Here is a 26,868-nt window from a genome sequence, read left to right on the forward strand (position 1 = left end):
GACTCATGAAAGGTTGTCGTGCGCCGTTTGTGGATTTGCCGAGATGATAACGTCTTTTCTCATGCGCGCAAGAATTCGAGATCGCGAATCAATTCACTGGCGGCGACCGGATCGAGCGTGGACAGGGTGCCGGCGACGACCTTCTTCAAGGTCTGCTGCGGATATTCGTGAACCAGGCCCGCAATGATACCGGGGGTTATGTGCAGTTCGGCCAGGCGGCCGTCGGCGAGCGGTTTGTTGAAGGTGACGATGCTGCCGCCATCCTGCGCCGTGCCACGGCGCCAGCCCTTGTTGGCCAGTCCCAGCACGCGCCCCGTCGGCACCACCACCCCTTGCCAGCGCAGCAGCGATGTGGCCATGGTCTCTTTTTTGCTCAAGGCACGGGTGTCGCGCCCGATCTGGGCAAACGGCTGCAGCAGCTCGTAGTCGGCAAACAGCTGGCCGAAGGCTGCGGCGTCCATCGGCGGCAGGTCGAGCGCATGCGGAATACCGATGTGGAGATTGCCGCACGCAGGCGGCAGGAACTCATCGTCGCCGGCGGTGGTGGTGGCGCCATCCGGTCCGACCCGAAAGCACGCCAGAAGACGCCCGCCGTCGCTGGCGCCTGGTTCGAGTTCGTACACGCCCAGCACCAGCCGCCGCACCAGATGGCGCACCAGCGGGTGGCAGGCCAGCAGGCGCACGAACACCTCCGGCTGCCAGCGCCGCTGCGCGCACATCGCCAGTTCGAGCCGCCTGACCTGCTGCGCTGCGATGGTGCGGGCGTCCTGCTTGAGCAGCTTGAAACGCGCCACGGCCGCCTTGGCCAACGCCGCTTTGTCTTTTCTGTTCGGCTTTGGCAGGCCAGGCAGGCGCGCACCGGCGGCGTCGCGCACGTAGGGCTTGAGCGCTTCGTCGAAGCCGACGCGGAACTGGCGGGCCCCGAAGTCGAGCAGCAAGGTGCCTTGTTGGTCCAGTCCCAGGTCGGGCGCGAGACGGTCTTCCAGTTCGTCGGCGCTGAGCCGGCGCGCTGCGGCGACCTGTTCGATCTGTTCGCGCGCCTTGTCCTGCAGCGCCTTGAAGCGGACCTTTTGCGCGATCCCGTTGAGGAGCATCAGCGCGGTGTCGGTGCCGATGGCGGCCAGCGCAAGCACGCCGATGGCCGCGCGCCCGTGCTGGTTCCGGCCTGGCCAGGCCCGGATCAGCGGCGTCAGTTTGCGCGCCACGTCGTCGTTGCCCAGGAGGCCAAGGCTGGTAAAGGCCCAGTTCTCCTTGATGTCGCCGCCAGCGCGCAGCCAGGCGTTGAACAGGTCCCAGGCAAAATCGGCCAGCGACGCCGGCGTGCAGGCTTGCTGTACCTGGACGATGCCTGGGTAGATACCGTGCGACCGGGGAAACCGCAGCATCACGCCGAGCCGCTCGATCGCGTCGTCCGGCAGGGCCATGCCGGTACTGGCCAGATGCGGGCGGGCCGCGCCGCGCTTTTTCCAGAATGCGGGCAGCGGCGCGACTGTGGCGAAATAGCGTTCGAACGGATCCTCGTCAAGCATCGCCCGCATGGCCGCACGCACCGCGTGGTCCGCGTAGCGGTCCGCCACATCCAGCAGCAACGCGGCGTGGCCGCTGGCGGCGAGCATGCGTAGCGCGCCGATGGCGTTTTCGCGCGCAGTCCCGGCCTTGCCCAGGGCCGGCGCTATCAGCGCGTACGCGGCGCGTTCCGGGTTGGCCAGCAGCCAGCGATGTGCCATGTCGCGTTCGGCCTTGCCGTTGGCGTAGATACGCGCCGCCAGTGCCACGTTGCCGGCGTCGATAATGTCTTCATTGCCTGGTTTGATCACGCGTACCGCCGAAGGCCTGCGCTTGGGAAGCTGCTTCTTCTTCGGCAGCGGCTGGCGTTGTGCGTCCAGGGGATGGGGCAGCGGCGCCAGTGCCAGCGGCTTGGAGCGCGTCATGCGAGGCGCCAGCCACGGTGGGTTCACCAGCACTGCGGGCAGGCCGGCCGAATCGCCTGCGGCTGGCCAAGGAGCGAGTTTCATGCGCACAGTGTCTCCATGTCCCGAATCAGTTCACTGGCGGCGATGGCGCTCAAGGTCGACAGCGGCTGGCCCTTGTCGAAGCTGCTCCAGGCCCCTGCGCTGCCGATACTGACCTGTTCCATGATCTGGTCTTCCGAATCCATGATCGAGCCGAGCATCAGACCCGGGCCGAAACGCAGTGCCACCGTGCGCCCGTCGCCGAGCGGCCGGTTGAAATCGAAGACGAAGCCGGCATCCTGCGCATCGCCGCGGTCCCACCCCTTGTGCGCCAGTCCCAGAAGGCGCCCGACAGGCACCTCGATCCCTTCCCAGCGTGTGAGCGCGCTCGCGGCCAGTTCGTCAGCGGTCAGCGCGTAGGTGTCGCGCCCGATCTGGGCAAACGGTTGCACCAGCTCGTAGTCGGCCAGCAGCTGGCCGAAGCCGGCCGCATCCTGCGCCGGCAGGTCGAGCGCATGCGGAATGCCGATGCGGATGTTCTCGCCCTGCGGCAGTTGCCAGGTGTCGTCGGCGGCGTCGGTCAGGTCGTCATCCGGGCCGACCCGGAAGCAGCCGAGCAAGCGGCCGCCGTGGCTGGCGCCCGGTTCCATGTCGTAGGCGCCCCACACCAGCCGCTGCACCAGATGGCGCACCAGCGGGTGGCCGGCCAGGAAGCGCTGGAAGATGGCCGGCTCCCATCGCCGCTGCGCGCACATGGCCATCTCCAGCCGCAGCACCTGTTGATCCGCGATGCTGCGCGCATCCTTCTTGAGGGCCTTGAAGCGCTCCGTCGCCGCCGCCGACAGCACGGCATCGTCGCTCTTGTTCGGCTTGGGCAGGTCGGCCAGGCGTACGCCGAGCGCATCGCGCACGCACGGTTTGAGTGCTTCGTCGAAGCCGACGCGGAACTGGCGCGGGCCAAAATCGAGCAGCAGGGCGCCGTCGCCGTCGAGGCCCAGGTCGGGCGCCAGGCGGTCTTCCAGTTCGTCGGTGCTCAGATTGCGCGCTTCCGCGATCTGGCTGATCTTGTCGCGTGCATTGTCCTGCAGCGCCTTGAACTTGACCTTCTGCGCAATCCCGTTCAGCAGCATCAGGGCCAGGTCGGTGCCGATCGTGGCCAGGATGTCCAGACCGGCAATGGCGCGCGCGTTCTGGCTTTCGCCCGGCCAGGCGCGGATCAGCGGCGTGAGCTTGCGCGCGCAGTCATCGCCGCCGAACAGGCCCAGGGCCGTGAAGGCCCAGTTGTTCTTGGCGTCGCCACCGGCGTCGGCCCAGGCGCTGAACAAGTCCCAGGCGAAGCGGCTCAGGGAGTCGGGCGTGCATGCTTGCCGCACTTGATCGATACCGGCGTAGACACCGTCCGCCTGGGGAAAGCGCAGCATCACGCCGATCAGGTCGAGCACCTCGTCGGGCAGCGGCTTGCCGTTGGCGGCCAGGTGCGGACGCGCCCAGCTGCGCGGCATCCAGAACGCCGGCAGCGCAGCGATTTTGGAAGGGAAGCGGTCGAGCGGATCTTCGTCCAGCATGGCGCGCATGGCGGTGTTGACGGCGTCCTGGCCATAGCGGCCGGCCACCGCGATCAGCATCGCTTCGTGGCCGTTCGCGGCCAGCAGGCGCAGTGCGCTGGCGGCGGCATCGCGCGCCGCGCCAGCCTTGCCCAATGCCGGGGCGATCAGGCCGCAGGCGGCATGCTCGGGATTGGCCAGCAACCAGCTGCGCGCCATATCGCGCACGGCCCTGGACTTGAGGACGGCCAGCGCGCGCGCCACCGGCGCCGCCAGTTCCACGGCGCCGAAGTACATCGCATACTTCAATTCTTCGACCGGCCGGCGCTCGCACATCACCACCAGGCCGGCAAGGGCGTCGATCCCCATGCTGCCGATGGCGTGACCGGGCGAGTTGATGTCGTACTTCGCCATGGCTGCCCACACGGCCGCGTTGAATGGCGGCGGCAGCTTTGCGATGGCATGCACGCTGTTGGCCATTTCGTGGCCGCGTTGGCGGTAAGCTTCCCAGCACGCGACCACGCCTGCCACATCGCCGGCGGCGATCGCGGCCGCATCGTTCGGCGTTTTGAACCCCGATCCCCCGTACGTGTAGAGGATAAGACGCCGTTCGCGCAGCACGCGCTGGCGTTCGGCGTCGCTCCAGTGTTCGACTGGCGCCAGCGGCAGGGGAGCGAGCAGCAGTGCCTTGCTTGCGCCTTTCGCCCGCGCCAGCCATGGTGGGTTGGCCAGCACCGCCGGCAAGTCGCCGGTATCAGCAGCGTCGGCCGGCGCTTCCAGGCGGCCGGCAAGGCCGTCGAGCACCTTGACCGCCGCTGCGGACAGCCATGGCGTCAAGGCGGGCAAGGCTGCCAGGTGTTGCGGCACCAGTGCGGCCAGCACCGAGCGTGCCGCGCCGGGGGCGCGCTTGTCGGTGGCGATCAATTCGGCCAGGCCGGCGACGGCGGCGAGCGGCCAGCGCGCCGACGCCGACGTCAGGCGCTTGATCGCCTTTTTTGCGGTGATCGACGCCAGCGCGCGGATCGCCTCCGGCGTGCCGATGCTGGCGATGGCGTCGGCGGCCAGGTCGGCGCCGGCCCCGTCGCGCAGCGCCGCCACGGCGTCGGTGCCACGGTCCTGGATGGCGGTCGCAATCATCTGCGGCTTGTCGTACCACGCGAACAGGTAGAAGTCGTCGCACGCCTTGATCGTATCGAGGGCGCACATGCTGGCGGCGTCGCGCACCGTCAGGCGCAGCCACGCCATCGAGGTGGGGTAGACGGGACCGGACGCGGCGACGATGGCGTCCGACAGGCTCGGAGCGTCGGGCAGCAGCACGCCGAACAGCGCTTGCCGGTGCGCCGCCAGCGAAGGCAAACGGTCGCGAACCAGCTGCACGCAGGCGTCCCATACATCTTGCGGCGCATGCGCCAGATGGGAGCGCAGTGCCAGCTCGGTTTTGCCGAACACGTTTTCGGTGGGGGCGAACCATTGCCCGGCATCGTCGTCGATGCAGATGCCGGGGTTGCGCAGCCCTTGCTGGCGCACGCTGATGCGTTCCATCCGCAGCAAGGTGTCGAGGGCGTACGCGATGCCTTCGCGGGCCACCAGGAAGTCGATGAAAGGCACGCCATCGGACGGCGCCAGCAGGTCGTCGAAGGTGCTCGATAGTGCCAGCAAGACGATGTCGGAGGCGGCGGAGCCGTCGCGCTGCCCGTGTTCGATGCGCTGCGCCGCCTCGTCCATCGCCGGACGCCAGCCCGACGCCGAGAGCGCGGGACTGAGTGGCGCGCATTGCCGCGCATGGGCCAGGAACAGGTTCCAGCTGGCGTCGGCGTCGATTGCGGGCGCATTGCCCGGGAAGCGGCGCGAGGGCAGGGCCAGCGCCATCATCGTGGCCGGCATGTCGATCAGCGGGGAGACGGCCAGCCAGGGGGCGATGTCGGACGCGGGCGCGGGCGCCACCACCGGCACTGGTGCCGCCGGCGCGGGCACTGGCGTTGCCGCCACTGGCGCACCGGCCCCGGTTTCCGCGTAGCCCTTGCCGGTTTTTTCGCGTATCAGCTTGGCCATCGCCGCGCCGGCCGTGGCGGCATCCGGATGGTTCTTGGTCTGGACCTTGCCCGCCGTGCCGATCTTGCCGAAGCAGACCGTGACATCGCTGCCGTCCTGGCTCACTTCCCAAAATTTGCTGGAAACGCCATCGCTCAATTCAAATCGCAGCATCGTTCATCCCGAATGTAAAAGTATGGGCGCGCCGCTCAGGCGCACAAGTCTTGCATGTCGCGTATCAGTTCACTGGCGACGATGGAGCCCAGCGTCGACAGAGGATAACAAGCCGCTTTGCCGTTGACTGTCTGGCTATCCGTGACGCGCACTTCCTTCAAGCGCTGTTCCGGCTCGTGCTCGGGCATGCCGACGATCAGGCCGGGGTCGAGGTGCAGTTCCAGCAGGCGGCCGTCGCCGAGTGGCTTGTAGAACTCCCCGATCCAGCCGCCGTCCTGCGGGTCGCCGCGACGCCAGCCTTTGTTGGTGAGGCCAAGCACGCGTCCCGTCGGCACTTTTTCGCTGTCCCAGCGCGTCAACGCGAGCGTGCCCGATTCCGCCCCGGTGAGCGCGTACGTGTCGCGCCCGATCTGGGCAAACGGTTGCAGCAGTTCGTAGTCGGCAAACAGTTGGCCGAACGCGCTTGCCTCGGCGGCGGGCAGGTCGAGCGCATGCGGAATGCCGATCACAGCCTCCGGCGGCAGGTCGAACACCTCGTCGGCGGCGCTGGTGAGCGCCCCATCCGGTCCCACGCGGAAGCACCCGAGCAGTCGCCCGTCCGGGCCTGCCGCATATGCGCCCCACACCAGCCGCTGCACCAGGTGGCGCACCAGCGGGTGCCCCGCGAGGAAGGTGAAAAAGACCTGCGGCTGCCAGCGCCGCTGCGTGCACATCGCCTGTTCAAGCCGCAGCACCTGCTGCGCGGCGATGGTGCGGGCATCCTTCTTGAGCAGCTTGAAGCGCTCTTGCGCCGCGCCGGACAATGCGGCGTCGTCGGTTTTCTTCGGCTTGGGCAGGTCGGCCAGGCGCGCGCCGTCGGCATCGCGTACGTACGGCTTGAGCGTCTCGTCGAAGCCGACCCGGAACTGGCGTGGGCCAAAGTCGAGCAGCAAGGCGCCGTCATCGTCCAGGCCCAGGTCGGGCGCGAGGCGGTCTTCCAGTTCGTCGACGCTCAGCTTGCGCGCCTCGGCGATCTGGCCGATCTTCTCGCGCGCGTTGTCTTGCAGGGCCTTGAACTTGACCTTCTGAGCAATCCCGTTGAGCAGCATCAGCGCGGTGTCGGTACCGATCTCGCACAGGATGTCCAGGCCAAGAATGGCGCGCTGGTGCTGGCTTTCGCCCGGCCAGGCACGGATCAGCGGCGTGAGCTTGCGCGCGATGTCGTCGTTGCCAAACAGGCGCAGGGCACTGAATGCCCAATTCTCTTTGGCGTCTGCACCGGCGTCGGTCCACGCGTTAAACAAGTCCCAGGCAAAATCGGCGAGCGAGGCGCCGGTGCAGACTTGCCGCAGGTGCGCGATGCCAGGGTACACGCCGTCGGCCTGGGGAAAGCGCAGCATCACGCCGATGGGGTCGAGTGCCGCGTCGGGCAAGGCCTTGCCATTGCTGGCCAGGCGCGGACGGGTCCAGTTACGCGGCATCCAGAAGGCCGGCAGCGGTCCGATTTTTGCGGGCAGGCGGTCGAGTGGATCTTCGTCGAGCAGGGCGCGCAAGGCTTCGCTGACCTTGCTCTGCTGGTAGCGGCTGGCCACATCGGCCAGCAGCGTTTCGTGACCGCCTTCGGCCAGCAGGTGCAGGGCGCGGACGGCGGCGTCGCGCGCGCTGCCGGCTTTGCCGAGGGCCGGCGCAATCAGGCCGCAGGCGGCATGTTCTGGATTGTCCAGCAGCCATGCGCGCGCCAGCTCGCGCGCGCTTTTGCTTTTGAGGGTTGCGTACGCGCGCGCTACCGGCGCGGCCAGGGCGACCACGCCGAAGTAGCGGGCATACGGCAGCTCGTCGGCCGGGCGCCGCTCGCACATGCCCACCAGCGCCGGCAGGCCGGCAAGGCCCAAGGTGGCGATGGCATAGCCGGGCGAGTTGATCTCGTATTTGGACATGGTGCTCCATACGGCCGCGTTGAACGGCGCCGGCATGTCGGCAATCGCGTGCACGCAGCCGCCGATTTCGTAGCCGCCGACCGAGTAGGCTTCCCACAGGGCGACGACCTTGGCGACATCGCCCGCCGCGATGGCCGCCGCCGCGTCGGCGGGGCCGGGATAGCGTTTCCAGTTGTACGGCCAGGCGTTGTAGCGTTTTTGCTTGAGCAGCTCCTGGCGCTCGTCCTCGCTCCAGCGTATCACCGGCGCCAGGTCCAGCGGCGCCAGCGTGAGGACGTTGGCGCCCGGCTTCGGCGCCGCCAGCCACGGTGGACTTCTCAAGACCGCCGGCAGCTCGGCCAGGTCGGCCAGGTCGGCCGGGGCGGCGGCGCGCGCGGCCACGGCGTCGAGCAGCGCGGCCGCCGGGGCCGACATCCATGGCTTGACGTCCGCTACCTGGTCCGCATGGTCCAGCACCAGATCTGCAAGCACCGCGCTGGCCGCGGCCGGGGCCTGCTTGGCGGCGGCCAGCTCCGACAGGGCGGCCAGCGCCGCACACGGCCAGCGTTTCGCTGCCGATGCCAGGCGCTTGAGCGACTTCTTGCTCGCTTCGCAGGCCAGTGCCAGGGCGCGCAGCGCGTCGGGCGTGCCGATATGGGCCAGTGCTTCGCCGGTCGCATCGATGCCGGCGCCGTCCTTCAACAGGTCAACCGCCTCGATGCCGCGCTCCTGCACCATGGTGGCCACGGCGGCGGGCAGGTTGTAAAAGTAGTGAACCGCGTAGGTGCCGGTGGACGGCACGAACGGGTCGAGCGCGCGCAGGGCGGCCGGCGCGCTGGCGCTCAGGCGCAGCCAGGCGGCCGTGTCGACTTCCTGCTGCGCGAGTGCGAGGGCCAGCGCGTCGGACAGGTCGGGCAGGTCGGGCAGCAGCACGCCGAACAGCGGCTGGCGCCGCACGGGCAATGTCGGCAGCGCCGCGCGGATCATGCCGACGCACTGCTCCCAAACTTCCTGCGGCGCGTGCGCCAGGTGGGCGCGCATCGCCAGCTCGGTTGATCCGAAGTCGTCATTCGATGGCGAAAACGACCCAATGCCCCGTTCACCCATGTACCAGCACATGCCATACTGGTTGGTGTGTTCTTCGATGCTCACGCGTTCCATGTCGATCAGCACTTGCAGCGCATACGGCAAGCCTTTGGCGGCCACCAGGAAGTCGAGGAAGGGCGCGCCCTCCGCCGCTGCCAGCTTGTCTTCGACCAGCGTCGACACTGCCAGCAGCACCAGGTCGGACGCGGGCGAACCGCTGCGCAGATTGCCGCTGATGCGGGCGACGGCTTCGCTCACGGCGTCCTGGAAGCTTTTGGGGGAGTTGTCGGGGGCGACGTCGGCATAGCGCCGCACGCGCGAGATGAACAGGTCCCAGCAGGCCGCCGCGTCGGCGTTCGGCGGTGCACCGGGAAAGCGGCGCGACGCCATGGCCCTGGCCGCGAGGGCACGCGGCAGGTCGATCAGCGGGGCGACAGCCAGCCATGGCGCAACCTCGCCCGTTGCCGGCGTGGAGACGGGAGCGACTGGCGCCGGCGGCGGCGTCGGGCACGCGCCAGCATTGATTTCGGCGTAGCCCTTGGCGCACTTTTCGCGAATGAGTTTTTCGATCGCCGCCGCAGCTTTGCCGGCATCGGCGTGTTGCTTGGTCTGGCTGGTGCCGGCGCTGCCGATCCTGCCGTAGCAGACGTTGACGTCGCAGCCGTCCTGGCCTATCTGCCAGAATTTATCGGACGCCCCATCGCTCAATTCAAATCGCCGCATTCCATCTCCATAAAGTTAAAGCATGTGCATGTCGTCTCAGACGCGCAATTGTTCCACATCCCAGTGCAGCTCGCTGAAGACAACTGGTGCGAGCTGAGGGAACATGACCGATTCGCCTACGCCACCCCACGCGTCGGCACGTGCGACCTCCACGATATCGGGCTTCTGGGGCGGGCAATTGCGAATGTTCCCGGGACTCAGACCAGGTGAAATGTGCATGATCGCCAGATGTTTGACGTCAATCCGTTTCGTGAATTCGCGCACAAGGCCTCCGTCTCCCGCGCCTGCCTGGAGCCAACCACGATTGAAGAGCGCCACCAGGCGGCTGGCAGCTATGGGTGTTTCCCGGCCCGGCAGGAGACATTCGTTTGCAAAGGCGTAGTCCGTCCCCTGTGTCTCGCGGCCGATCTGGATAAATGGCTGCGGCAGCTCGTGGTCGGGGAACAGCTGGCCCAAACCCGCACCGTCGTTCGCTTCGAGCTCCATTTCATGCACGATGCCAATCCGGAAAAGCTCACCCTGCGGCAGCTCGAACGGTTCGTTGCGGGTGTCGATGAAGGTGCCGTCGGGCGCCACGCGAAAGCACGCCGTCAGCGCGCCGCGGTAGTTGCCACCGCAGCGCAACAGGTAGACGCCCCACACCAGGCGCGGCACCAGATAGCGCAGCAGCGGATGACCAACCAGCGCCGTGCGGAACACTGCCGGATTCCAGCGGTATGACGTGCACATTGCCATCTCCAGCCGTTGCACCTGCTGCGCGGCCAAATTGCGCACATCTTTCTTGAGCAGCTTGAAACGCATCACGGCGGCGCGCGCAAGCTCGGCGTCGTCGGTGCTTTTTGGTTTGGGAAGCCGGAACAGGCGCACGCCAGCGTGGTTGCGCACATACGGTTTACAGCGTGCGTCGAAACCGACCCGGAACTGGCGCGGGCCGAAGTCGAGCAGCATCTCGCCCTGGGCGTCGAGATCGAGGCGGGGCGCCATGTAGTCGTGCAGTTCCACTGGTATCAATCCGCGCTCGTCGGCGATTGCCGCAATCTTGTCGCGTGCGCGGTTCTGCACATCCTTGAACTTGCGCTCCATGGCGATCCCATTGAGCAGCATGAGCGCCACCTCGCTGCCGATCATCGCAAGGATGTCCAGGCCGGAGGCCGCGCACGCGCATGGATTTTTTCCAGGCCATGCAGTGAGCAGCGGGGCAAGTCGACGTGCGCAGTCGTCATTGCCCAGCAGACCGAGCGCAAGATAGGCCCAGTTGTCGCTGGCCGGTGCACCGTGGTCAAACCAGGCGCGGAACAGGTCCCAGGCAAAGTCGGCCAGCGAGTCCGGCGTGCACGCCGCGCGCACCTGGGCCAAGCCGGCGTACTCGCCTTCCCCGCAAGGGAAACTGAGCATGGTGCCCAGGGTATCGAGCGCGCCATCCGGCAGCGCCTTGCCGTTAGCGGAAAGAAGAGGGCGCCTCCATGAACGCGGTGTCCAGAATGCCGGCAGCGTGCCGATGTCGGCGGGATACAGGTCGAGCGGCTCTTCGTCGATCAGTGCGCGCATGGCGCGCGTGACGGCTGGCCTGTCGTAGCGCAGGGCGACCTTCATCAGCATGTCGGCGTGGCCGGCCGCAGCGAGCATGCGCAGCGCCTGGCGCGCATGGTTGCGCGCATCCCCGCCGATGCCCAGCGCAGCCGCAGCCAGGCCGCAGACGGCGTGTTCGGGAAAAGCCAGCAGCCAGTTGCGGGCGCTGGCCTGTAGCGCCTTGCCTTTCAGGGTGGCGTACGCGCGCGCAACCGGCGGCGCCAGTTCAGTGGCGCCGAAGTACTGTGCATACGACAGGTTCTGCGCAAGATGGCGCGTGACCATGGCGATCAGGCCGGGCAAGCCATCCAGTCCGAGCCTGGCGATGGCATAACCTGGATGATTGACCTCCATGTGCGCCACCGCATTCCAAACGTGCGCGTTCAGTGGTACCGGCAGATCGGCAATCAGGCGTGTCGCGTCACCCGCGTGCGCGCCCGCATTGATGCAGGCGCGCCAGGCCGCCAGCATGGCGTCGGCTGCATGTGTCTTCATCGCGGAACGCAGACTTGAAAGCGCCTCGCCCTTGCCCTGTCGTCCCGGGATGATGTTGCTGACATGCTGTCGTTGGCTGACATTCTTGCGTTGCAGCTCGCTCCAGTGCACGACCGGGGCCAGCGCCAGCGGATCGAGTGCGAGTGCCGGCAGGGCTTTGCAGGTCGCCCCGGCCCAGCGCGGGCGGATCAGCGTCTCCGGCAGGTCCGCATCGGCGCCCGGCTCCACCGGCGGTGCCGCGATCGGCACCGGTGCAGGTGTGGGCATGCCAGCGGCAATCTCCACATAGCCCATGCTGGACCTTTTGCGGCGCAGCCGATCGATCGCCGCCGCCGCTTTGGCATCGTCGGCATGGCTGATGGTGTGCGTTTGTCCGACCGTGCCCACCTTGCCATGGCGGACATGCACGTCGGATCCATCCTGTTCCACCTCCCAGAATTTGTCCGAGACGCCATCGCCACATTCAAATCGCCGCATGGATCACCATATAGTTAGTCATCGCGAATCAGTTTTCCGACCGCTACCGCACCGCTCATGCGCACAGCGCCTGCATGTCGCGAATCAGTTCACTGGCGGCGATCTGATCGAGCGTCGACAGCGGCTCGGGTTCGTCGACGCCGCCCCAGTTGCCGGGCAAGCCGACGGTGAGCTCCTTGAGGATTTGTTCGGGGAACTCGTCCACCAGGCCGGCGACGATGCCCGGCTCGAAGCGCAGGTTGACCACGCGGCCGGCACCAAGCGTCTTGGTGAAGTCCAGCATGCTGCCGCCGTCGAGCGGGCGGCCGCGCCGCCAGCCCTTGTTGGCCATGCCCAGCACGCGCCCGGTCGGCACGGTGATGTCTTTCCAGCGCATCAGCGCGCTGGCGCTCATTTCCCCGGCGCTCAGCGCGTAGGTGTCGCGCCCGATCTGGGCGAATGGCTGCATCAGCTCATAGTCGGCGAACAGTTGCGCAAAGGCGGCGCTGTCGATGGCTGGCAGGTCGATCGCATGCGGGATGCCGATGCGGATGTTCTGGCCTTGCGGCAGGTTGAACGCGTCGTCGTCGGCATCGGTCAGGCCGCCGTCGGGGCCAACCCGCAGGCAGGCGAGCAGGCATCCGCCGTGGCTGGCGCCTGCCTCGACCTCATACACGCCCCATACCAGCCGCTGTACCAGGTGGCGCAGCAGCGGATGGTGCGCCAGGAAGTCGAGGAACACTTGCGGCTCCCAGCGGCGCTGGGCGCACATGGCCACTTCCAGCCGCACAATCTGCTGGGCGGCGATGGTGCGCGCGTCTTTCTTGAGCAGCTTGTAGCGCTCGACCGCCGCATCGGCCAGCCCGGCGTCGTCGGATTTTTTTGGCTTGGGCAGGTCGGCCAGGCGCGCGCCATCCTCGTCGCGCACGAAGGGCTTGAGCGTCTCGTCGAAACCGACCAGGAAGCGGCGCGGTCCGAAATCGAGCAGCAGCGTGCCCTGTTCGTCCAGGCCCAGGTCGGGCGCGAGCCGGTCTTCCAGTTCTTCGGTGGTGAGCTCGCGCGCTTCGGCGATCTGGGCGATTTTTTCGCGCGCGTTGTCCTGCAAACCCTTGAACTTGACCTTTTGCGCAATGCCGTTCAGGAGCATGAGGGCGGTGTCGGTGCCGATCGCGGCCAGTACATCGAGTCCGGCCACCGCGCGCGCATGCTGGCTCTCGCCGGGCCACGCGCGGATCATCGGGGTCAGCTTGCGCGCCACGTCGTCGTTGCCGAACACGCGCAGCGCGCCATAGGCCCAGTTTTCTTTCGGGTCGGCGCCGGCGTCGAGCCAGGCGCGGAACAGTTCCCACGCAAAGTCGGCCAGCGAGGCTGGCGTACAGGCCTCGCGCACCTGCGGCAGGCCGGCGTAGACGCCGTCTTCCTGCGGAAAACGCAGCATGGCGCCGAGCGGATCGAGCGCGCTGTCGGGCAGTACCTTGCCGCTGCCGGCCAGGCGCGGACGGGTCCAGTTGCGCGGCAACCAGAACGCCGGCAGAGGGTCGACCCTGGCCGGATGGCGATCGAGCGGATCTTCATCGAGCATGGTCTCGATGGCGGCGTTGACGGCGTCCTGCTGGTAGCGGCTCGCCGTATTGACTATGATCGCGCGGTGCCCGCCGGCCGCCAGCAGTTGCAGGAGGCCGGCGGCGCAATTGCGCGCCGCGCCGGGTTTGCCCAGCGCCGGCGCGATCAGGGCGCAGGCCGCGTACTCCGGGTTGGCCAGCAGCCAGCTGCGCGCGATGGCACGCAGCGACTTGTTCTTGCCGCTGGCGCAAATGCGCCCCATGAGCTGCGCCAGTTCGACGCTGCCGAAGTGCATTGCGTACGGCAGTACGTCGACCGGATTGCGCTCGCACATGAGCAGCAGCGCCGGCAGGCTGTCCACGCCCAGCGTGGCGAAGGCGTAGCCGGGCGAGTTGATGTCGTGTGCGGCCATGGCGGTCCACACCGCCGCGTTGAAAGGTGCGGGCAGGTCGGCGATGGCGTGCACGCAGCCGCCGATGTCGTCATTCTCGTCGGCATAGTGCTCCCACAGCGCGACCACGGCCTGCACATCGCCCGCCGCGATGGCGGCGGCCGTGCCTTGCGGGCCGTCGAAACGCTCGGCGTCGTAAGGCCAGGCGTTGTAGCGCTGGTCGGCCAGCAGGCGCTGGCGCTGCTGTTCGGTCCAGCGCGTGCAGGGCGCCAGCGGCAGCGCCGCCAGCGCCTGCGGTTTTGGCGCCGGCTTGGGCGGCGCCATCCACGGCGGGTTGGCCAGCACCGCTGGCAGCTCGTGCGCATCGGCGGCGTCGAGCGATGCGCTGAACTTGCCGGCCATCTCGGCCAGCAGCCGGGCGGCCGGGGCCGCGATCCACGGCGTGATTGCCGGCACCGCGCCGGCATGGTCCAGCACCAGGCTGGCGAGGGTGGACCGCAATGCCGGCGCTGAGGCCGGGTCGCTGGCGACCAGTTCCGACAGGGCGGCCATGGCGGCCAGCGGCCAGCGCTGCGTCGCCATCGTCAGGCGTCCCAGCGATTTTTTGGTGACGTTGCAGACCTTCGCCAGCGCGCGCAGTGCGTCCGGCGTACCGATGCAGGCCAGCGCGTCGCCGGCCGCATCGACGCCGGCGGCTTCGTCGAGCAGCGCGACCGCGTCGACGCCATGCTCCAGCACCAGCGCGGCCACCACGGACGGCATGTTGTAAAACAGGTTGCGCGCGTACTCGTCATATCTTGGTTCGAACGGCTCCATTGCCTGCAAGCTGGCCGGATCGCGCGCGGTCAGACGCAGCCACCCGCTCGGGTTGTAGGGATGCTGCGCGAGCGTGAGGACCAGCGCGTCCGACAGCGCCGGCTCCTCGGGCAGCAGCAGGGCGCACAGCGGCTGGCGGTATACGGACAAGGTGGGCAGGCCGTCGCGCAGCAGTTGCGCGCATTCCTGCCACAGCGCTTCCGGCGCCCACGCCAGATGCGAGCGAAATGCCAGTTCGGTCGCGCCGAAACTGCTGCGCGACGACCCGTACGACAGGTCGCTCTCGTCGCTGATGAACCAATGACTGGTAAAACGGTTGCGCTCCTCGCGGATGCTCATCCTCTCCATTTGCAGCAGCACCCCGATGGCGTACGCAAGGCCCTTGTCGGCGACCAGGAAGTCGAGGAAGGGCGCGCCTTGCGCCGGCGCCAGCTTGCTCTCGAAACGGGTCGACAGCGCCAGCAGGACCGCGTCCGACAGCGCCGAGCCGCTGCGCAGGTCCTGTTCGATCCGCTGCATGGCTTCGGTTACGGCGGCGCGATATTGTTTGTGCGAGTGCTTCGGGTCGGCCGGATCGTAGGCGCGCGCCAGCGCCAGGAACTGCATCCAGCAGGCGCCGGCGTCGGCGTTCGGCTGGCGGCCCGGGAAGCGGCGCGAGGACAGGGCCTGGGCCGCGAGTGCGGCCGGCATGTCGATCAGTGCATCGGCGGCCAGCCATGGCGCGATGTCGCCCGATGGCGCTGCTGGTGGCAACGGCGGCGTTACCGGTACCGGCGGCGCGGCGGGGACCTTGGCGGCTTTGACCGCCTTCGGCGCTGCCGCGACCGTGGAAACGGCGGCCGCACCGCTGGTCACTTCGGCGTAGCCCTTGCCTGTTTTTTCGCGTATCAGCTTGTCCATTGCGGCGCCGGCCTTGGCCGCATAGGCGTGGTTCTTGCATTGGGTGGTGCCGGCGGTGCCGATTTTTCCGTAGCAGACGGTCAGATCGCTGCCGTCCTGGCTGATCTCCCAGAATTTGTTCGAAGTCCCGTCGCTCAATTCAAATCGCCGCATTCTCTGTCCTGTCATGATGATGTGTGTGCGTGCCGTCTCAGGCGCGCAGGTGTTCGATGTCGCGTATCAGTTCACTGGCGTCGACCGGGTCGAGCTGCGCCAGCGGCACCGCCTGGCGCAAATGTCCGAGCCGGTCGGCGCTGCCGAACAGCACCAGCCCGAGGGTCTGCTCGGAATGCGCGTCGACTGCGGCGATCAGAATACCCGGCTCGAAGCTCAGTTGAGCGACGTGTCCGCCGGCCATGGGCTTGCTGAAGTCGCGTGCGCAGCTGCGCTCGTGCGTGCGGCCGCGCTGCCAGCCCCACTTGGCCAGGCCCATGATGCCGCCGGTCGCCGCCAGTACGCCATCCCAGCGCAGCAAGCGGTCCGACGCCAGGTCGGCCTGCGTCAGTGCATAGGTGTCGCGATCGAGTTGCGAGAAGGGCTGCATCAGCTCATAATCGGCAAACAGCTGCGTGAATGCCGCCAGCCCGGCAGCCGTCATTTCGAGCGGATGCGGGATGCCGATGCGGATGCCGTCGTCCTGCGGGAGCGTGCAGGCATCGTCGGCGCCGTTGGCCAAGGTGCTGTCGGATGCAAGCCGGAAGCACGCTTCCAGGCGCTCCTCGCGGTACACGCCCCATACCAGGCGTTGCGCCAGGTGGCGCACCAGCGCATGGCCGGCCATGGAGGTCATCAGTGTGGCGTCGTCATTCTGGCGCGGCTTGGGCAGGTCGGCCAGGTGCGCGCCGCTTTGGTCGAGCACATAAGGACGCAGCGCTTCGTCGAAGCCGACCACAAACTGGCGCGCGCCAAAGTCGAGCAGCAGCGTACCTTGTTCGTCGAGCCCCAGTTCGGGCGTGAGATGGTCTTCCAGTTCCTCGGCGCTCATGCCGCGCGCTTCCGCAACCTGCACGATTTTTGCGCGCGCGTTTTCTTTCAGCGTGCCGGAATTGAAGCGTTTGACAATCGTCCGCAACTGCAACAGAGCCGCATCGGTGCCGATCGCGCCGAGTACGTCGACGCCCAAAGCCGCGCGCGAATGCAGGGCGTCGGCCGGCCACGCGCACACCAGCGGTCCGAGTTTGTTGGCGATGTCGTCGTCGCCCAGCACGCCCAGCGCGGTGATGGCCCAGTTTTCACGGGCGCTGCCGCCATCGTTCTGCCAGGCGTTGAACAGACTCCAGGCAAAGGCCGCCAGCGAATCGGCTGTGCATGCCGCGCGGACCTGGGCCAGGCCCGCGTACACGCGTTCCCCTTGCGCAAAGCGCAGCATGGCGCCAAGGGCGTCGATGGCGGCGTCGGGCAGCTCCTTGCCATTGCTGGCCAGGCGCGGACGGGGCCAGCTGCGCGGTGTCCAGAAATCCGGTGCCGTTGCCAGTTTTGCCGGATACAGATCCAGTGGATCCTGGTCGAGCAGTGCGCGCAGGGCGGCGCCGATCGCCGGCTTCTGGTAGCGCGCGGCCACCTCCATCAGCAGGGCGTCGTGGCCGGCGGCGGCCAGCATGCGCAAGACATCGGCCGCTTGCTCGCGCGCGCTGCCCGCCTTGCCGAGGGCCGGCGCGATCAGCGCGCAGGCGCTGTGTTCCGGATAGGCCAGCAGCCAGCGCCGTGCCGCAGTGCGCGCCGTTCTCTTTTTCAGGGGCGCAAAGGCGCGCGCCACCGGCGCCGCCAGTTCGATCGCGGCGATGTGGCGGGCGTACACCAGGTCGTCGCCGGGACGCTGTTCGCACATCGTCACCAGTGCCGGCAAGCCGCTCAGGCCCAGGGTCGCCACCGCGTAGCCGGGTGAATTGATCGGGTGCCCGGCCGTGGCGTTCCACACCGCCGCGTTGAAGGGGGCCGGCATGTCGGCGATGAGGTGCACGCAGGCCGCGAAGAACGTGTTGTCTTGTGCCGCCTCGTGCCACATGGCGACCAGGGCGGCGCTGTCGCCGGCTGCGATGGCCGCCGCGCTGTTTGCTGGCGCCGTTGCCTGGTTGGCGTACGTGGATAGCGTGTCGCGTTCCTCCATGCGCATCTCTTCGCGTTCCTCGTCGCTCCAGTGCTCGGCGGGCGCCAGCGGCAGCGGCGCCAGCGACATTGCCGCGACCGTTTTCTTGCGCGGCGCCAGCCAGGGCGGATTGGCCAGCACCGGCGGCAGCTCGGCATCGGGGGCAAGCGTGTCGCCGTCGATGCCGGCGCTGAGCTCATCGAGCACCGCCGCTGCCTGCGCCGATATCCATGGCCTGAAAGCGGGAACGACTGCGGCGTGTTCGTAGGCCAGCGTGGCCAGCATCGCGTGGACCACCTCGGGAACCTGCTGCTCGGTGGCGATCAGCTGTGCCAGGCCCGCGATTGCCGCCAGCGGCCAGCGCCGCACGGCCTCGCGCAGGCGCTGGCGCGCGTCGATGGCGGGCTGGCGGAAAAATCCGCGACTGGCCTCCACCAGTTCGCGCCCGAGCGTCTGAATGGCCAGCGGCGTGCCGATCCAGGTGAGCGCCTCGGTGCCCAGTTGAATGGTGGGTGCGGCATGTACCAGGACGGCAAGGTCGGTGCCGTGGTCCCGGATCAGCGTGGCGATGACCTTGAGCGCATCGTCGCGCAGCAGATCCCGCATGCTGCCTGCCTGCGTGACCAGTGCCCTGGCGTTGGCGAGGGTATCGTACATGCGCGACAGGGGGGCGGTTACCTGGCCGGCGTCGTCTCTTGAGCGCAGCGCGAGCAGCGGTGCATGCGGCTGGAATGGTGCAAGATGCACCTGGCGCTTGGCTGGCACACGCGCCACGCGTTCGCCGATCATGTGCAAGCATTCATGCCAGTTTGCCTCGCTGGCATGAACCAGGTGCTGGTGGAGTGCCTGTTTTGTCCTGAGACTGCCGTAGCTCTCGCTCGGGCCTTCATCGGACTCGATGACGCGCAACTGCCAAGTCTCGTTGGGCACGGCGGCGCTGGTGCGGATTGTATTGGCGGTCAGTCGTTCCATGGCGGCCAGCATGACGTCGACCGCATACGGCAGTCCTTTTTCGGCCGCGAGAAAATCGAGGAAGGGGACGGCGCCATTGAATGCTAACGGGGTGCAGGATATGTTGGCGACGGCGAACATGATCGTGTCCGACAGCATGCTGCCGCTGCGCGTGCCTTGCCGGATGCGCTGCATGGCCTCGTTGATGCCAGCGTGTAGCTCCACGTCGCAGAGGGCCATGGCCGGGTCCCTGAATGCGCGCGCCACCTGCAGGTACATGTCCCAGGCGCGGTCGGCGTCGGTGATGGGCGCCGGGCCGGGCACGCGGCGCGAGGGCAGGGCCAGCGCGGCGACGCCGGGCGGCAGGTCGAGCACCGCTCCGCAGGCGAGCCACGGGGCGATATCGCCTGACGGCAGTGGGGCCGCTGGCGCGGCGGCGCGAATGCCCGCCCCGGCGATGCTGGCCCTGGCGCTGGTCTCCGCATAGCCTTTGGCGGTTTTCTCGCGTACCAGCTTGACCAGCGCGGCGGCGGCCGTGGCCTCGTCCGCGTAGGTTTTCGGTTTGCTTTGCCCGGCGCTGCCGATCCTGCCAAAGCGGATCTGCAGTTCGGCGCCAGCCTGCCCAATCTCCCAGAATTTGCTGGAAACGCCATCGTCCAATTCAAATCGTCGCATCATGCCTCTCCTGAAAGTTGAAGTTGTACCGGCGCTGTGTCAGGCGCCCAGCGATTGCAGGTCGCGTATCAGTTCGCTGACCACGACCGCCGGCAGCGTGCCAAGGGCGACGGACGTGTCGATGTTGTCCCATTGTCCCACGCGCCCGACCACAACCGGGTCGAGGGTCTGCACTTCTCCTTCGCGCATCATGCCGCCGAGCGGCTTGTTGAAGTCCCGGATCGAACCGCCATCCTGCGCTTCGCCGCGCGCGGCCAGTGCCACCTGGCTGTCAACCTCCCCGAATTTGTTGGAAGCGCCTTCGCTATGTTCAAATCGCCGCATCGTCTTTCCTTGTCATCACATCGCACGCGCGCCGTCGACAGTACATAGTCTTTCCATTTCCCTGATCAACTCACTGAGCATGGCGGCATCGAGTGACGACAGCGCGACGCTGGCGCCCATGCGGTCCGCCGCATCGCCGCGCCGCACCACCAATTGATCGAGCCTTTGTTCCTCGCTTTCGTTGGCCATGCCCGCAGTGATGCCAGGCGAGATCGTTAGTTCGGCCATGTAGCCGCCGCCGAGCATCTTGCTCAGTTCATTGATCGCGCCGCCGTCCCACGCCTGCCCGCGCCGCCAGCCCTGGTTGACCAGGCCAAGCACGCTGCCGGTCGGTACGATTTTGCGCCATCGTTCCAGTGCGTGCAGGCCCTGTTCATCGGCGCCCAGCCGGTAGGTGTCGCGGCCGAGCTGCGCGAACGGCTGCAGCAGCTGGTAGTCGGCGAACAGCTGGCCGAAGGCCGCGGCCATCGCCGGCGGCAGGTCCACCGCATGCGGTATGCCGACCAGAATGTCGTCCTGCGGCAGCGTGAAGCTGTCGTCGCCGGCGTCGGTGAAGGCGCCGTCCACGGAGACCCGGAAGCAGGCCAGCAAGGCGCCGCCGCTGCCGTACACGCCCCACACCAGGCGCTGCACCAGATGGCGCAGCAGTGGGTGGCCGGCCAGGAAATCGAGGAACACCTGGCGCGGCCAGCGGCGCTGGGCGCACATCGCGCTCTCCAGGCGCCGCATCTGCTGCGCGGCGAGGGCGCGCGCGTCTTTCTTGAGCAGTTTGTAGCGCTCCACCGCCGCCGCCGACAGCTCGGGATCGTCGCTTTGCTTCGGTTTGGGCAGGTCGGCCAGGCGCGCGCCGCCCTCGTCGCGCAGGTAGGGCTTGAGCGCTTCGTCGAAGCCGACCCGGAACTGGCGCGGCCCGAAGTCGAGCAGCAGCGTGCCCTGTTCATCCAGGCCCAGGTCGGGCGCGAGCCGGTCTTCCAGCTCTTCGGCGCTCAAGCCCCGGACCTCGGCAATGGCGGCGATCTTTTCCTGCGCGCGGTCCTGCAGCGCCTTGAACTTGAGCTTCTGCGCGATTCCGTTGAGGTGCAGCAGGGCCGCATCGGTGCCGATCATGGCCAGGATGTCCAGGCCGGCGACTGCGCGCGTGTGCAGTTTTTCGCCGGGCCAGGCGCGCAGCAGCGGCGTGAGCCTGCGCGCGGTATCGTCGTTGCCGAGCAGCCCAAGCGCGTGGAAAGCCCAGTCCTCCTTCGGTCTGGCGCCATCTTCGGTCCAGGCGCGGAACAGCTCCCACGCAAAGTCGGCCAGCGAGGCCGGCGTGCAGACCTGTTTGAGCTGGGTCACGCCGGCGTACACGCCTTCGCTGTGAGGAAAGCGCAGCATGATGCCCACCGCATCGAGCACTGCGTCGGGCAGTGCCTTGCCGCTGCCGGCCAGCAGGGGACGGGTCCAGACCAGTGGTGTCCAGAACGGCGGCAGCTTGCCGATCTTGGCGGGATACAGCTGGAGTGGGCTTTCATCGAGCACGATGCCCAGCGCCGCGCGCACGTCAACCTGGCCGTAGCGGCCTGCGACGGTCAGCAGCAGGTCGCGCTGGCCGGCGGCGGCCAGCAGGCGCAGGGCGCGCCGCGCATGGTCGCGCTCCGGGCCGGGCTGGCCCAGGGCGACGGCGATCAGGCCGCACGCAGCATGCTCGGGATGGCGCAGCAGCCAGGCGCGCGCCGTGGCGAGCAGGCCGCGCGCCTTGAGCGTGGCGTAGGCGCGCGCAACCGGCAGCGCCAGTTCGACGGCGCCGAAATACAGCGCATAGCCGATGTGCTGGCCCGGGGTGCGGATGCACACCTCGATCAGTCCGGGAATCGCGGCCAGGCCGAGTTTGGCGATGGCTTGTCCGGGGTGGTCCATGCCCATGGCGGCGAGAGCGTTCCAGACCCTGGCGTTGACCGGCGCGGGCAGTGCGAGGATCTCCAGCGTGCGTCCCTGGAACGCGCGGTCCGGCAGCAGGCAGTCGACCCAGCGCGCCAGGCTGCCGTCGGTGTCGGCCGCCGCTACCGCGTCCACCGCCTGCGCCAGCGCTTCCGGCGACGTGCTCATGAAACCGAGAAAATAGCGCCATTCGTCGCGCAACTGCTGGCGTTCTTCTTCGCTCCAGGTGGCGATCGGCGCCAGCGGCAAGGGCGCCAGCGCGAACGGCGGCGCTTCCTTGCGTGCGGGCGCCTGCCATGGCGGCTCGGCCAGGACCGCCGGCAGTTCGCTCGTGTCGGCGCAGTCGCGCAGGGCGACGAACTGCGCGGCGGCCACCGACAGCACTTTCCATGCAGGCGCCGGCAGCAGCGGCTTGAGGGCGGCGGCGCGGGCGGCATGGACCGGCATGATGCTGGCCAGCGCCTGGCGCGCGCGCGCAGGACCGCAGTGGTCCTTCGCGATCAATTGGCTCAGCACCGTCATGGCCAGATCGGGCCAGCGCTGGGCGGCGGCGCACAGTTGGGTGAACGGTGTCTGGCTCTGGTCGCAGCCCAGTGCCAGCACCGTCATCGATGGCGCGGTGCCGATGCAGGCCAGCCCGTGGGCAGCCGCCTCTTTGCCGACTCCCTCCCGGAGCGCCTCGAAGGCTCCGGCGCCGCGATCCTGGACTGCGCAGGCCACGGCGCTGAGCGACTCGTGAAAAGATGTCATCGGCCGGTACGGCCACGCGCGCAGGGCGTCCAGCGCCTCGGGCGCGGTAGCGTACAACAACAGCCAGCCATCGTTGTCGGACCAGTACATGGACTGGTTCTCCCGATACGGCGGCAGCATCAGGGCCAATTCATCGGCCAGCCCGGGTGCATCCGGCAACAGCGCCGCCAGCAAGGGGCGGCGGCGCCGGTCCAGGCCGGGCGCGGCGTAGCGCGCGATCCGCACGCATTCTTCCCAGACCTCTTGCGGCGCATGCGCGAGGTGGGCGCGCAGGGCCAGTTCGGTATCGCCGAAAAACGCGTCGTCCCATGTGCCTGGGTCGTGGATCTGGTAGAAGCCCTTGCCGTCAATGCTGTCGTACGTGATGACGAAGCTCTGCCTGCGCAGCACGATTTCCATTGCGTACGGCAGGCCCTTGTCGGCCACCAGTACGTCGATGAACGCATTGTCGCGCGCGAACTGGGGTCTCGCACCGATTACGCTTTCGGTCGCCAGCAAAATGGCGTCGGACGCTGGCGAGCCGCGCCGCTCGCCTTTGGCGATCCGCGCGAGGGCCTCGTTGACGGCAGCGTGGTAAATCGAACCCTGCGAGCGCGGACGCAGTTCGCAGTGTTCGCGCACGCGTGCCAGGTACAGACGCCATCTGGCGTCGGCGTCCGCACTCGGCGGCGGTCCGGGATGGCGGCGCGACGGCAGGGCGTGCGCAGCCAGTTCCGGCGGCAGGATGGCCGACCCGGCGGCTTCTGGTGGCGCCGGGGTGCTCGCCACCATCGACGCTGCTGGCGCCGGGATGGGCGCGATCGCCGCCACCGCCACCGTTTCGCCGCCGGCGGTTTCGGCGTAGCCCTTGACGGTCTTTTTGCGGATCAGCTTTTCCATCGCGGCCCCGGCTTTGGTGTCGTCGGCGTAGTTTTTGCACTGGCGCTGGCCGGCGGTGCCGATCTTGCCGAAGCCGATATGGAGATCGTTGCCGACCTGGTCGACTTGCCAGAATTTGCTCGAAACATCATCACTCAATTCAAATCGTCGCATCGTGTGTCCTGAGTGTTGAATGGTGTCGGCGCCGTCTCATGCGCGCAGATTGTTCATGTCGCGTATCAGCTCACTGACCACCACAGGGTCGAGCGAGGACAGTGCAAGCGGCTGGCCGATGCCGCCCCAGTTGTCGCCGCGCCCGACCCGCACCTCGCCCAGCGTTTGCTCCGGATATTCGCCGGTAATCCCGGCGATCAGGCCCGGCGCGATGTGCAGTTCGGCCAGGTGGCCGGCATCGAGCGCCCTGGTGAAGGTCCAGATGCCGCCGCCGTCGCGCACCGGTCCGCGCCGCCATCCCTTGTTCGCCAGGCCCATGACGCGCCCGCTCGGCACCACCTCGCCGTCCCAGCGCGCCAGGGAATCCCGGACCGCTTCGGCGTCGTCCAGGCGGTGCGTGTCGCGCCCGATCTGCGCGAACGGTTGCAGCAGTTCGTAGTCGGCGAACAGGCGGGCGAAGGCTTCTCCATCGCCCGCCGGCAGGTCGAGCGCGTGCACGATGCCGATCCGCGCCGCGTCGGCCGGTGGCAGGTTCACAGCGTCGTCGGCCGCCGTGGTGAACGTGCCGTCCGGGGCGACCCGGAAGCACGCGAGCAAGGCATTGCCGTCGACACTGTACAGGCCCCAGACCAGGCGCTGCACCAGATGGCGCAGCAGCGGGTGGTGGGCCAGGAAGTCGACGAAGACCTGGCGCTGCCAGCGCCGCTGCGCGCACATCGCCATTTCCAGCCGCAGCACCTGCTGCGCGGCGATGGTGCGCGCGTCTTTCTTGAGCAGTGTGTAGCGTTTCACCGCCGCCGCCGACAAGGCCGGGTCGTCGCTCTTTTTCGGCTTGGGCAGATCGGGCAGGCGCGTGCCGGCGGTGTCGCGCACGCAGGGCTTGAGGGTTTCGTCGAAGCCGACGCGGAACTGGCGCGGGCCGAAGTCGAGCAGCAGCGTGCCTTGGTCGTCAAGGTCCAGGTCGGGCGCCAGACGGTCGTCCAGTTCCCCGGTGCTCAAGCCGCGCGCCTCGGCGATGGCGGCGATCTTGTCGCGGGCGCGGTCCTGCAGCGCCTTGAACTTGACCTTTTGCGCGATCCCATTGAGCAGCATCAGGGCGGTATCGCTGCCGATCAGTGCCAGCACGTCCAGGCCGGCGATGGCGCGCGCGCTGAGGCTTTCGCCAGGCCAGGCGCGCAGCAGCGGCGTGAGCTTGCGCGCGCTGTCGTCGTTGCCGAGCAGGCCGAGCGCGAAAAAGGCCCAGTTCTCCTTCGGCTGTGCGCCGTCTTCGACCCAGGCGCGGAACAGCTCCCACGCGAAATCGGCCAGCGAGTCCGGGGTGCACGCTTTTTTGAGCAGGGCGACGCCGGCATAGATGCCGTCGGCATGCGGAAAGCGCAGCATCGCGCCGATCGTGTCGAGCGTGGCGTCGGGCAGCGCCTTGCCGCTTGCGGCCAGGAGAGGACGGGCCCAAAGCTGCGGCGTCCAGAACGGCGGCAGGCCGGCGATTCTGGCCGGGTACAGGTCGAGCGGATCTTCATCGAGCATGGTGCGCATGGCGCTCGTCACGGCTGCCTGGCCGTAGCGGCTGGCGACGTCGAGCAGCAGCGCGCGGTGGCCGGCCGCATCGAGCAGCCGCAGCGCGCCGCGTGCCTGGTCGCGCGCGCCGCCTGGCTTGCCGAGTGCTGGCGCAATCAGGCCGCAGGCGGCGTGTTCAGGGTTCGACAGCAGCCAGTCGCCGGCGCTCGCACGCAGTTCTTTCGCTTTCAGGGCGGCCCAGGCGCGCGCCACCGGAGCGGCCAGTTCGACGGCGCCGAAGTGGCAAGCATACGCCAGGTCCTGCGCCGGACGCCGCTCGATCATGCTCACCAGGCCGGGCAGCCCTTCCAGGCCAAGTGTCGCAATCGCGTACCCCGGAAGATTGACCTCGACCTGCGCGACCACGTTCCAGACCTGCGCGTTGAGCGGCCCAGGCAGGTCGGCGATCATGCGCGCGGCGTCGTTGAGGTGCTTGCCGCCGGCGAGGCAGGCCAGCCAGGCGTCTATGATGGTGGCCGCGTTGGCGTGGGCGGTGGCATCGGCCGACACCAGCGGGTCCGCCTCGCTCTTGTACGACGTGACGGTGTAGCGTGGCTGCTTGCGCAAGCGGGCGCGTTCCTCCGCGCTCCAGCGCATGATTGGGGCCAGCGGCAAGGGCGCCAGTGCCAGCGTCGCTACAGCTTTCTTCTTCGCCGCTGTCCATGGCGGATTGGCCAGAATGGACGGCAGGTCGGCTGTGGCCGCGATATCGCGCACGGTGAGGTAGTGCGCGGCGGCGTTGGACAGCACCTTCCATGCGCGCGGCGAGAGCCACGGCTGGTATGCCGGCACGCTGGCGGCGTGCTGCGCGACCAGCGCTGCCAGGAAGCGGCGCGCGCGCGCCGGACCGCAATGGTCCCTGGCGATCAATTCGCTCAGTACCGCAATGGCCGTCTGCGGCCAGCGCGCCGCCGCCAGCGCGAAGCGCGCGCACTGCGCCTCGCCGTGGTCGCACGCCAGCGCCAGCACGGTCAGCGACTCGGTGGTGCCGATGCAGGCCAGCGCCGTGGCGGCCGCTTCTTCATGCATCGCCCTGTGTTTCAGGGCGTCGACCGCATCGACGCCGCAATCGCGCACGATCGTCACAAGCGCTTGCTGCGAGCGGCCGAAGTCGACATCGGCGGCGTGGCAGGTGCGGCGCCACTGGCGGATCGCTTTCGTCGCTTCCGGCGAAGTGGCGTAGGCAAGCAGCCATCCATATTGGGACAGCCAGTCGAGGCCATAGTAGCTCGGCGGCGGCTGCAGCGTCAGGGCGATGGCGTCGGCGATGTGCGGTGCATCGGGCAGCAAGGCCGCCAGCAGCGGGCGGCGGCAGGTGTACAGGCGCTCGATCGCGGCATGGCTGATGCGCACGCATTCTTCCCAGACCTCCTCGGGCGCGAGCGCGAGGTAGCTGCGCAGTGTCATCTCGGTTGGGTGGTACATGTCGTTGCGCAGGCAGCCGCGCGGGTCGGATGCGGCGCGCACGCCATGGCCACCCCTGGTCGACTCAATGGCGGTGCATTCCATGCCGATCAGTGCTTCGAGCGCATGGGGCAGGCCCCGGTCGGCGGCCAGCACGTCGATCAGGGAGGCGCCACCGATCAGCGGCAGATAGGGGAAATCCAGATGGCGCTCGACCGCCAGCAGCACCGCATCGCAGGCCGCCGAACCGCGCCGTTCGCCGCTGGCGATGCGCGCGGCCGCCTCGCGCACGAGCTGTTCGTCGTCCGAGCTGGCCGGGTCGAGCGCGCAGTGCTGGCGCGCAGCCGAGATGAACCGGTCCCAGATGGCATCGGTGTCGGGGCAGGGCGCCGGCCCGGGAAAGCGGCGCGAGGGCAGCGCTTCGGCCGCCAGTGCGGCGGGAATCTCGACCAGCGGTCCGATCGCGAGCCAGGGCGCCACGGCGCCGCTTGCGCTATCGCGGGATTGAGGAGGATTCATTGTCTGCCTTGTGTCGTAG

Annotated in this window: 9 protein-coding genes; all 9 read right to left on the bottom strand. The window is 68.3% G+C overall.

What is annotated here, in order from left to right:
- Positions 1-59: 59 nt before the first annotated feature.
- From F2P45_RS05990 to F2P45_RS35565, 9 genes are read right to left on the bottom strand one after another with little or no spacing between them, the layout of a single operon-like run.
- Positions 60-2,015, bottom strand: a complete 1,956-nt coding sequence (locus tag F2P45_RS05990; RefSeq protein ID WP_166871429.1) for a DUF4132 domain-containing protein — start codon at positions 2,013-2,015, stop codon at positions 60-62.
- Positions 2,012-5,701 (bottom strand): DUF4132 domain-containing protein, encoded by a 3,690-nt coding sequence (locus tag F2P45_RS05995; RefSeq protein WP_166871431.1) that lies wholly within the window; start codon positions 5,699-5,701, stop codon positions 2,012-2,014. Before F2P45_RS05995 ends, F2P45_RS05990 begins: the two co-directional genes overlap by 4 nt.
- 35 nt (positions 5,702-5,736) lie before the next feature.
- Positions 5,737-9,405, bottom strand: coding sequence for a DUF4132 domain-containing protein (locus tag F2P45_RS06000; protein WP_166871433.1), 3,669 nt, complete (start codon positions 9,403-9,405; stop codon positions 5,737-5,739).
- Positions 9,406-9,441: 36 nt separating this feature from the next.
- Positions 9,442-11,946: a DUF4132 domain-containing protein gene (locus F2P45_RS06005; RefSeq protein ID WP_166871435.1), complete on the bottom strand. Its 2,505-nt coding sequence runs from the start codon at positions 11,944-11,946 to the stop codon at positions 9,442-9,444.
- A 55-nt stretch (positions 11,947-12,001) separates the two neighbouring features.
- The gene (locus F2P45_RS06010) at positions 12,002-15,748 is read right to left on the bottom strand and encodes a DUF4132 domain-containing protein (protein ID WP_166871438.1); all 3,747 of its coding nucleotides are present in this window, start codon (positions 15,746-15,748) and stop codon (positions 12,002-12,004) included.
- Positions 15,749-15,785: 37 nt separating this feature from the next.
- Positions 15,786-19,349, bottom strand: coding sequence for a WGR and DUF4132 domain-containing protein (locus F2P45_RS06015; RefSeq protein WP_166871440.1), 3,564 nt, complete (start codon positions 19,347-19,349; stop codon positions 15,786-15,788).
- A gap of 36 nt (positions 19,350-19,385) precedes the next feature.
- On the bottom strand, positions 19,386-19,670 hold the full coding sequence (locus F2P45_RS06020; RefSeq protein WP_166871442.1) for a hypothetical protein: 285 nt from the start codon (positions 19,668-19,670) through the stop codon (positions 19,386-19,388).
- Between the two features lie 15 nt (positions 19,671-19,685).
- Positions 19,686-23,369: a DUF4132 domain-containing protein gene (locus tag F2P45_RS06025; RefSeq protein WP_223164681.1), complete on the bottom strand. Its 3,684-nt coding sequence runs from the start codon at positions 23,367-23,369 to the stop codon at positions 19,686-19,688.
- A gap of 36 nt (positions 23,370-23,405) precedes the next feature.
- Positions 23,406-26,849: a DUF4132 domain-containing protein gene (locus F2P45_RS35565; protein ID WP_223164682.1), complete on the bottom strand. Its 3,444-nt coding sequence runs from the start codon at positions 26,847-26,849 to the stop codon at positions 23,406-23,408.
- Positions 26,850-26,868 lie beyond the last annotated feature (19 nt).

The sequence above is a fragment of the Massilia mucilaginosa genome (genome assembly GCF_011682145.1).
GTDB classification, from domain to species: domain Bacteria; phylum Pseudomonadota; class Gammaproteobacteria; order Burkholderiales; family Burkholderiaceae_D; genus Telluria_A; species Telluria_A mucilaginosa.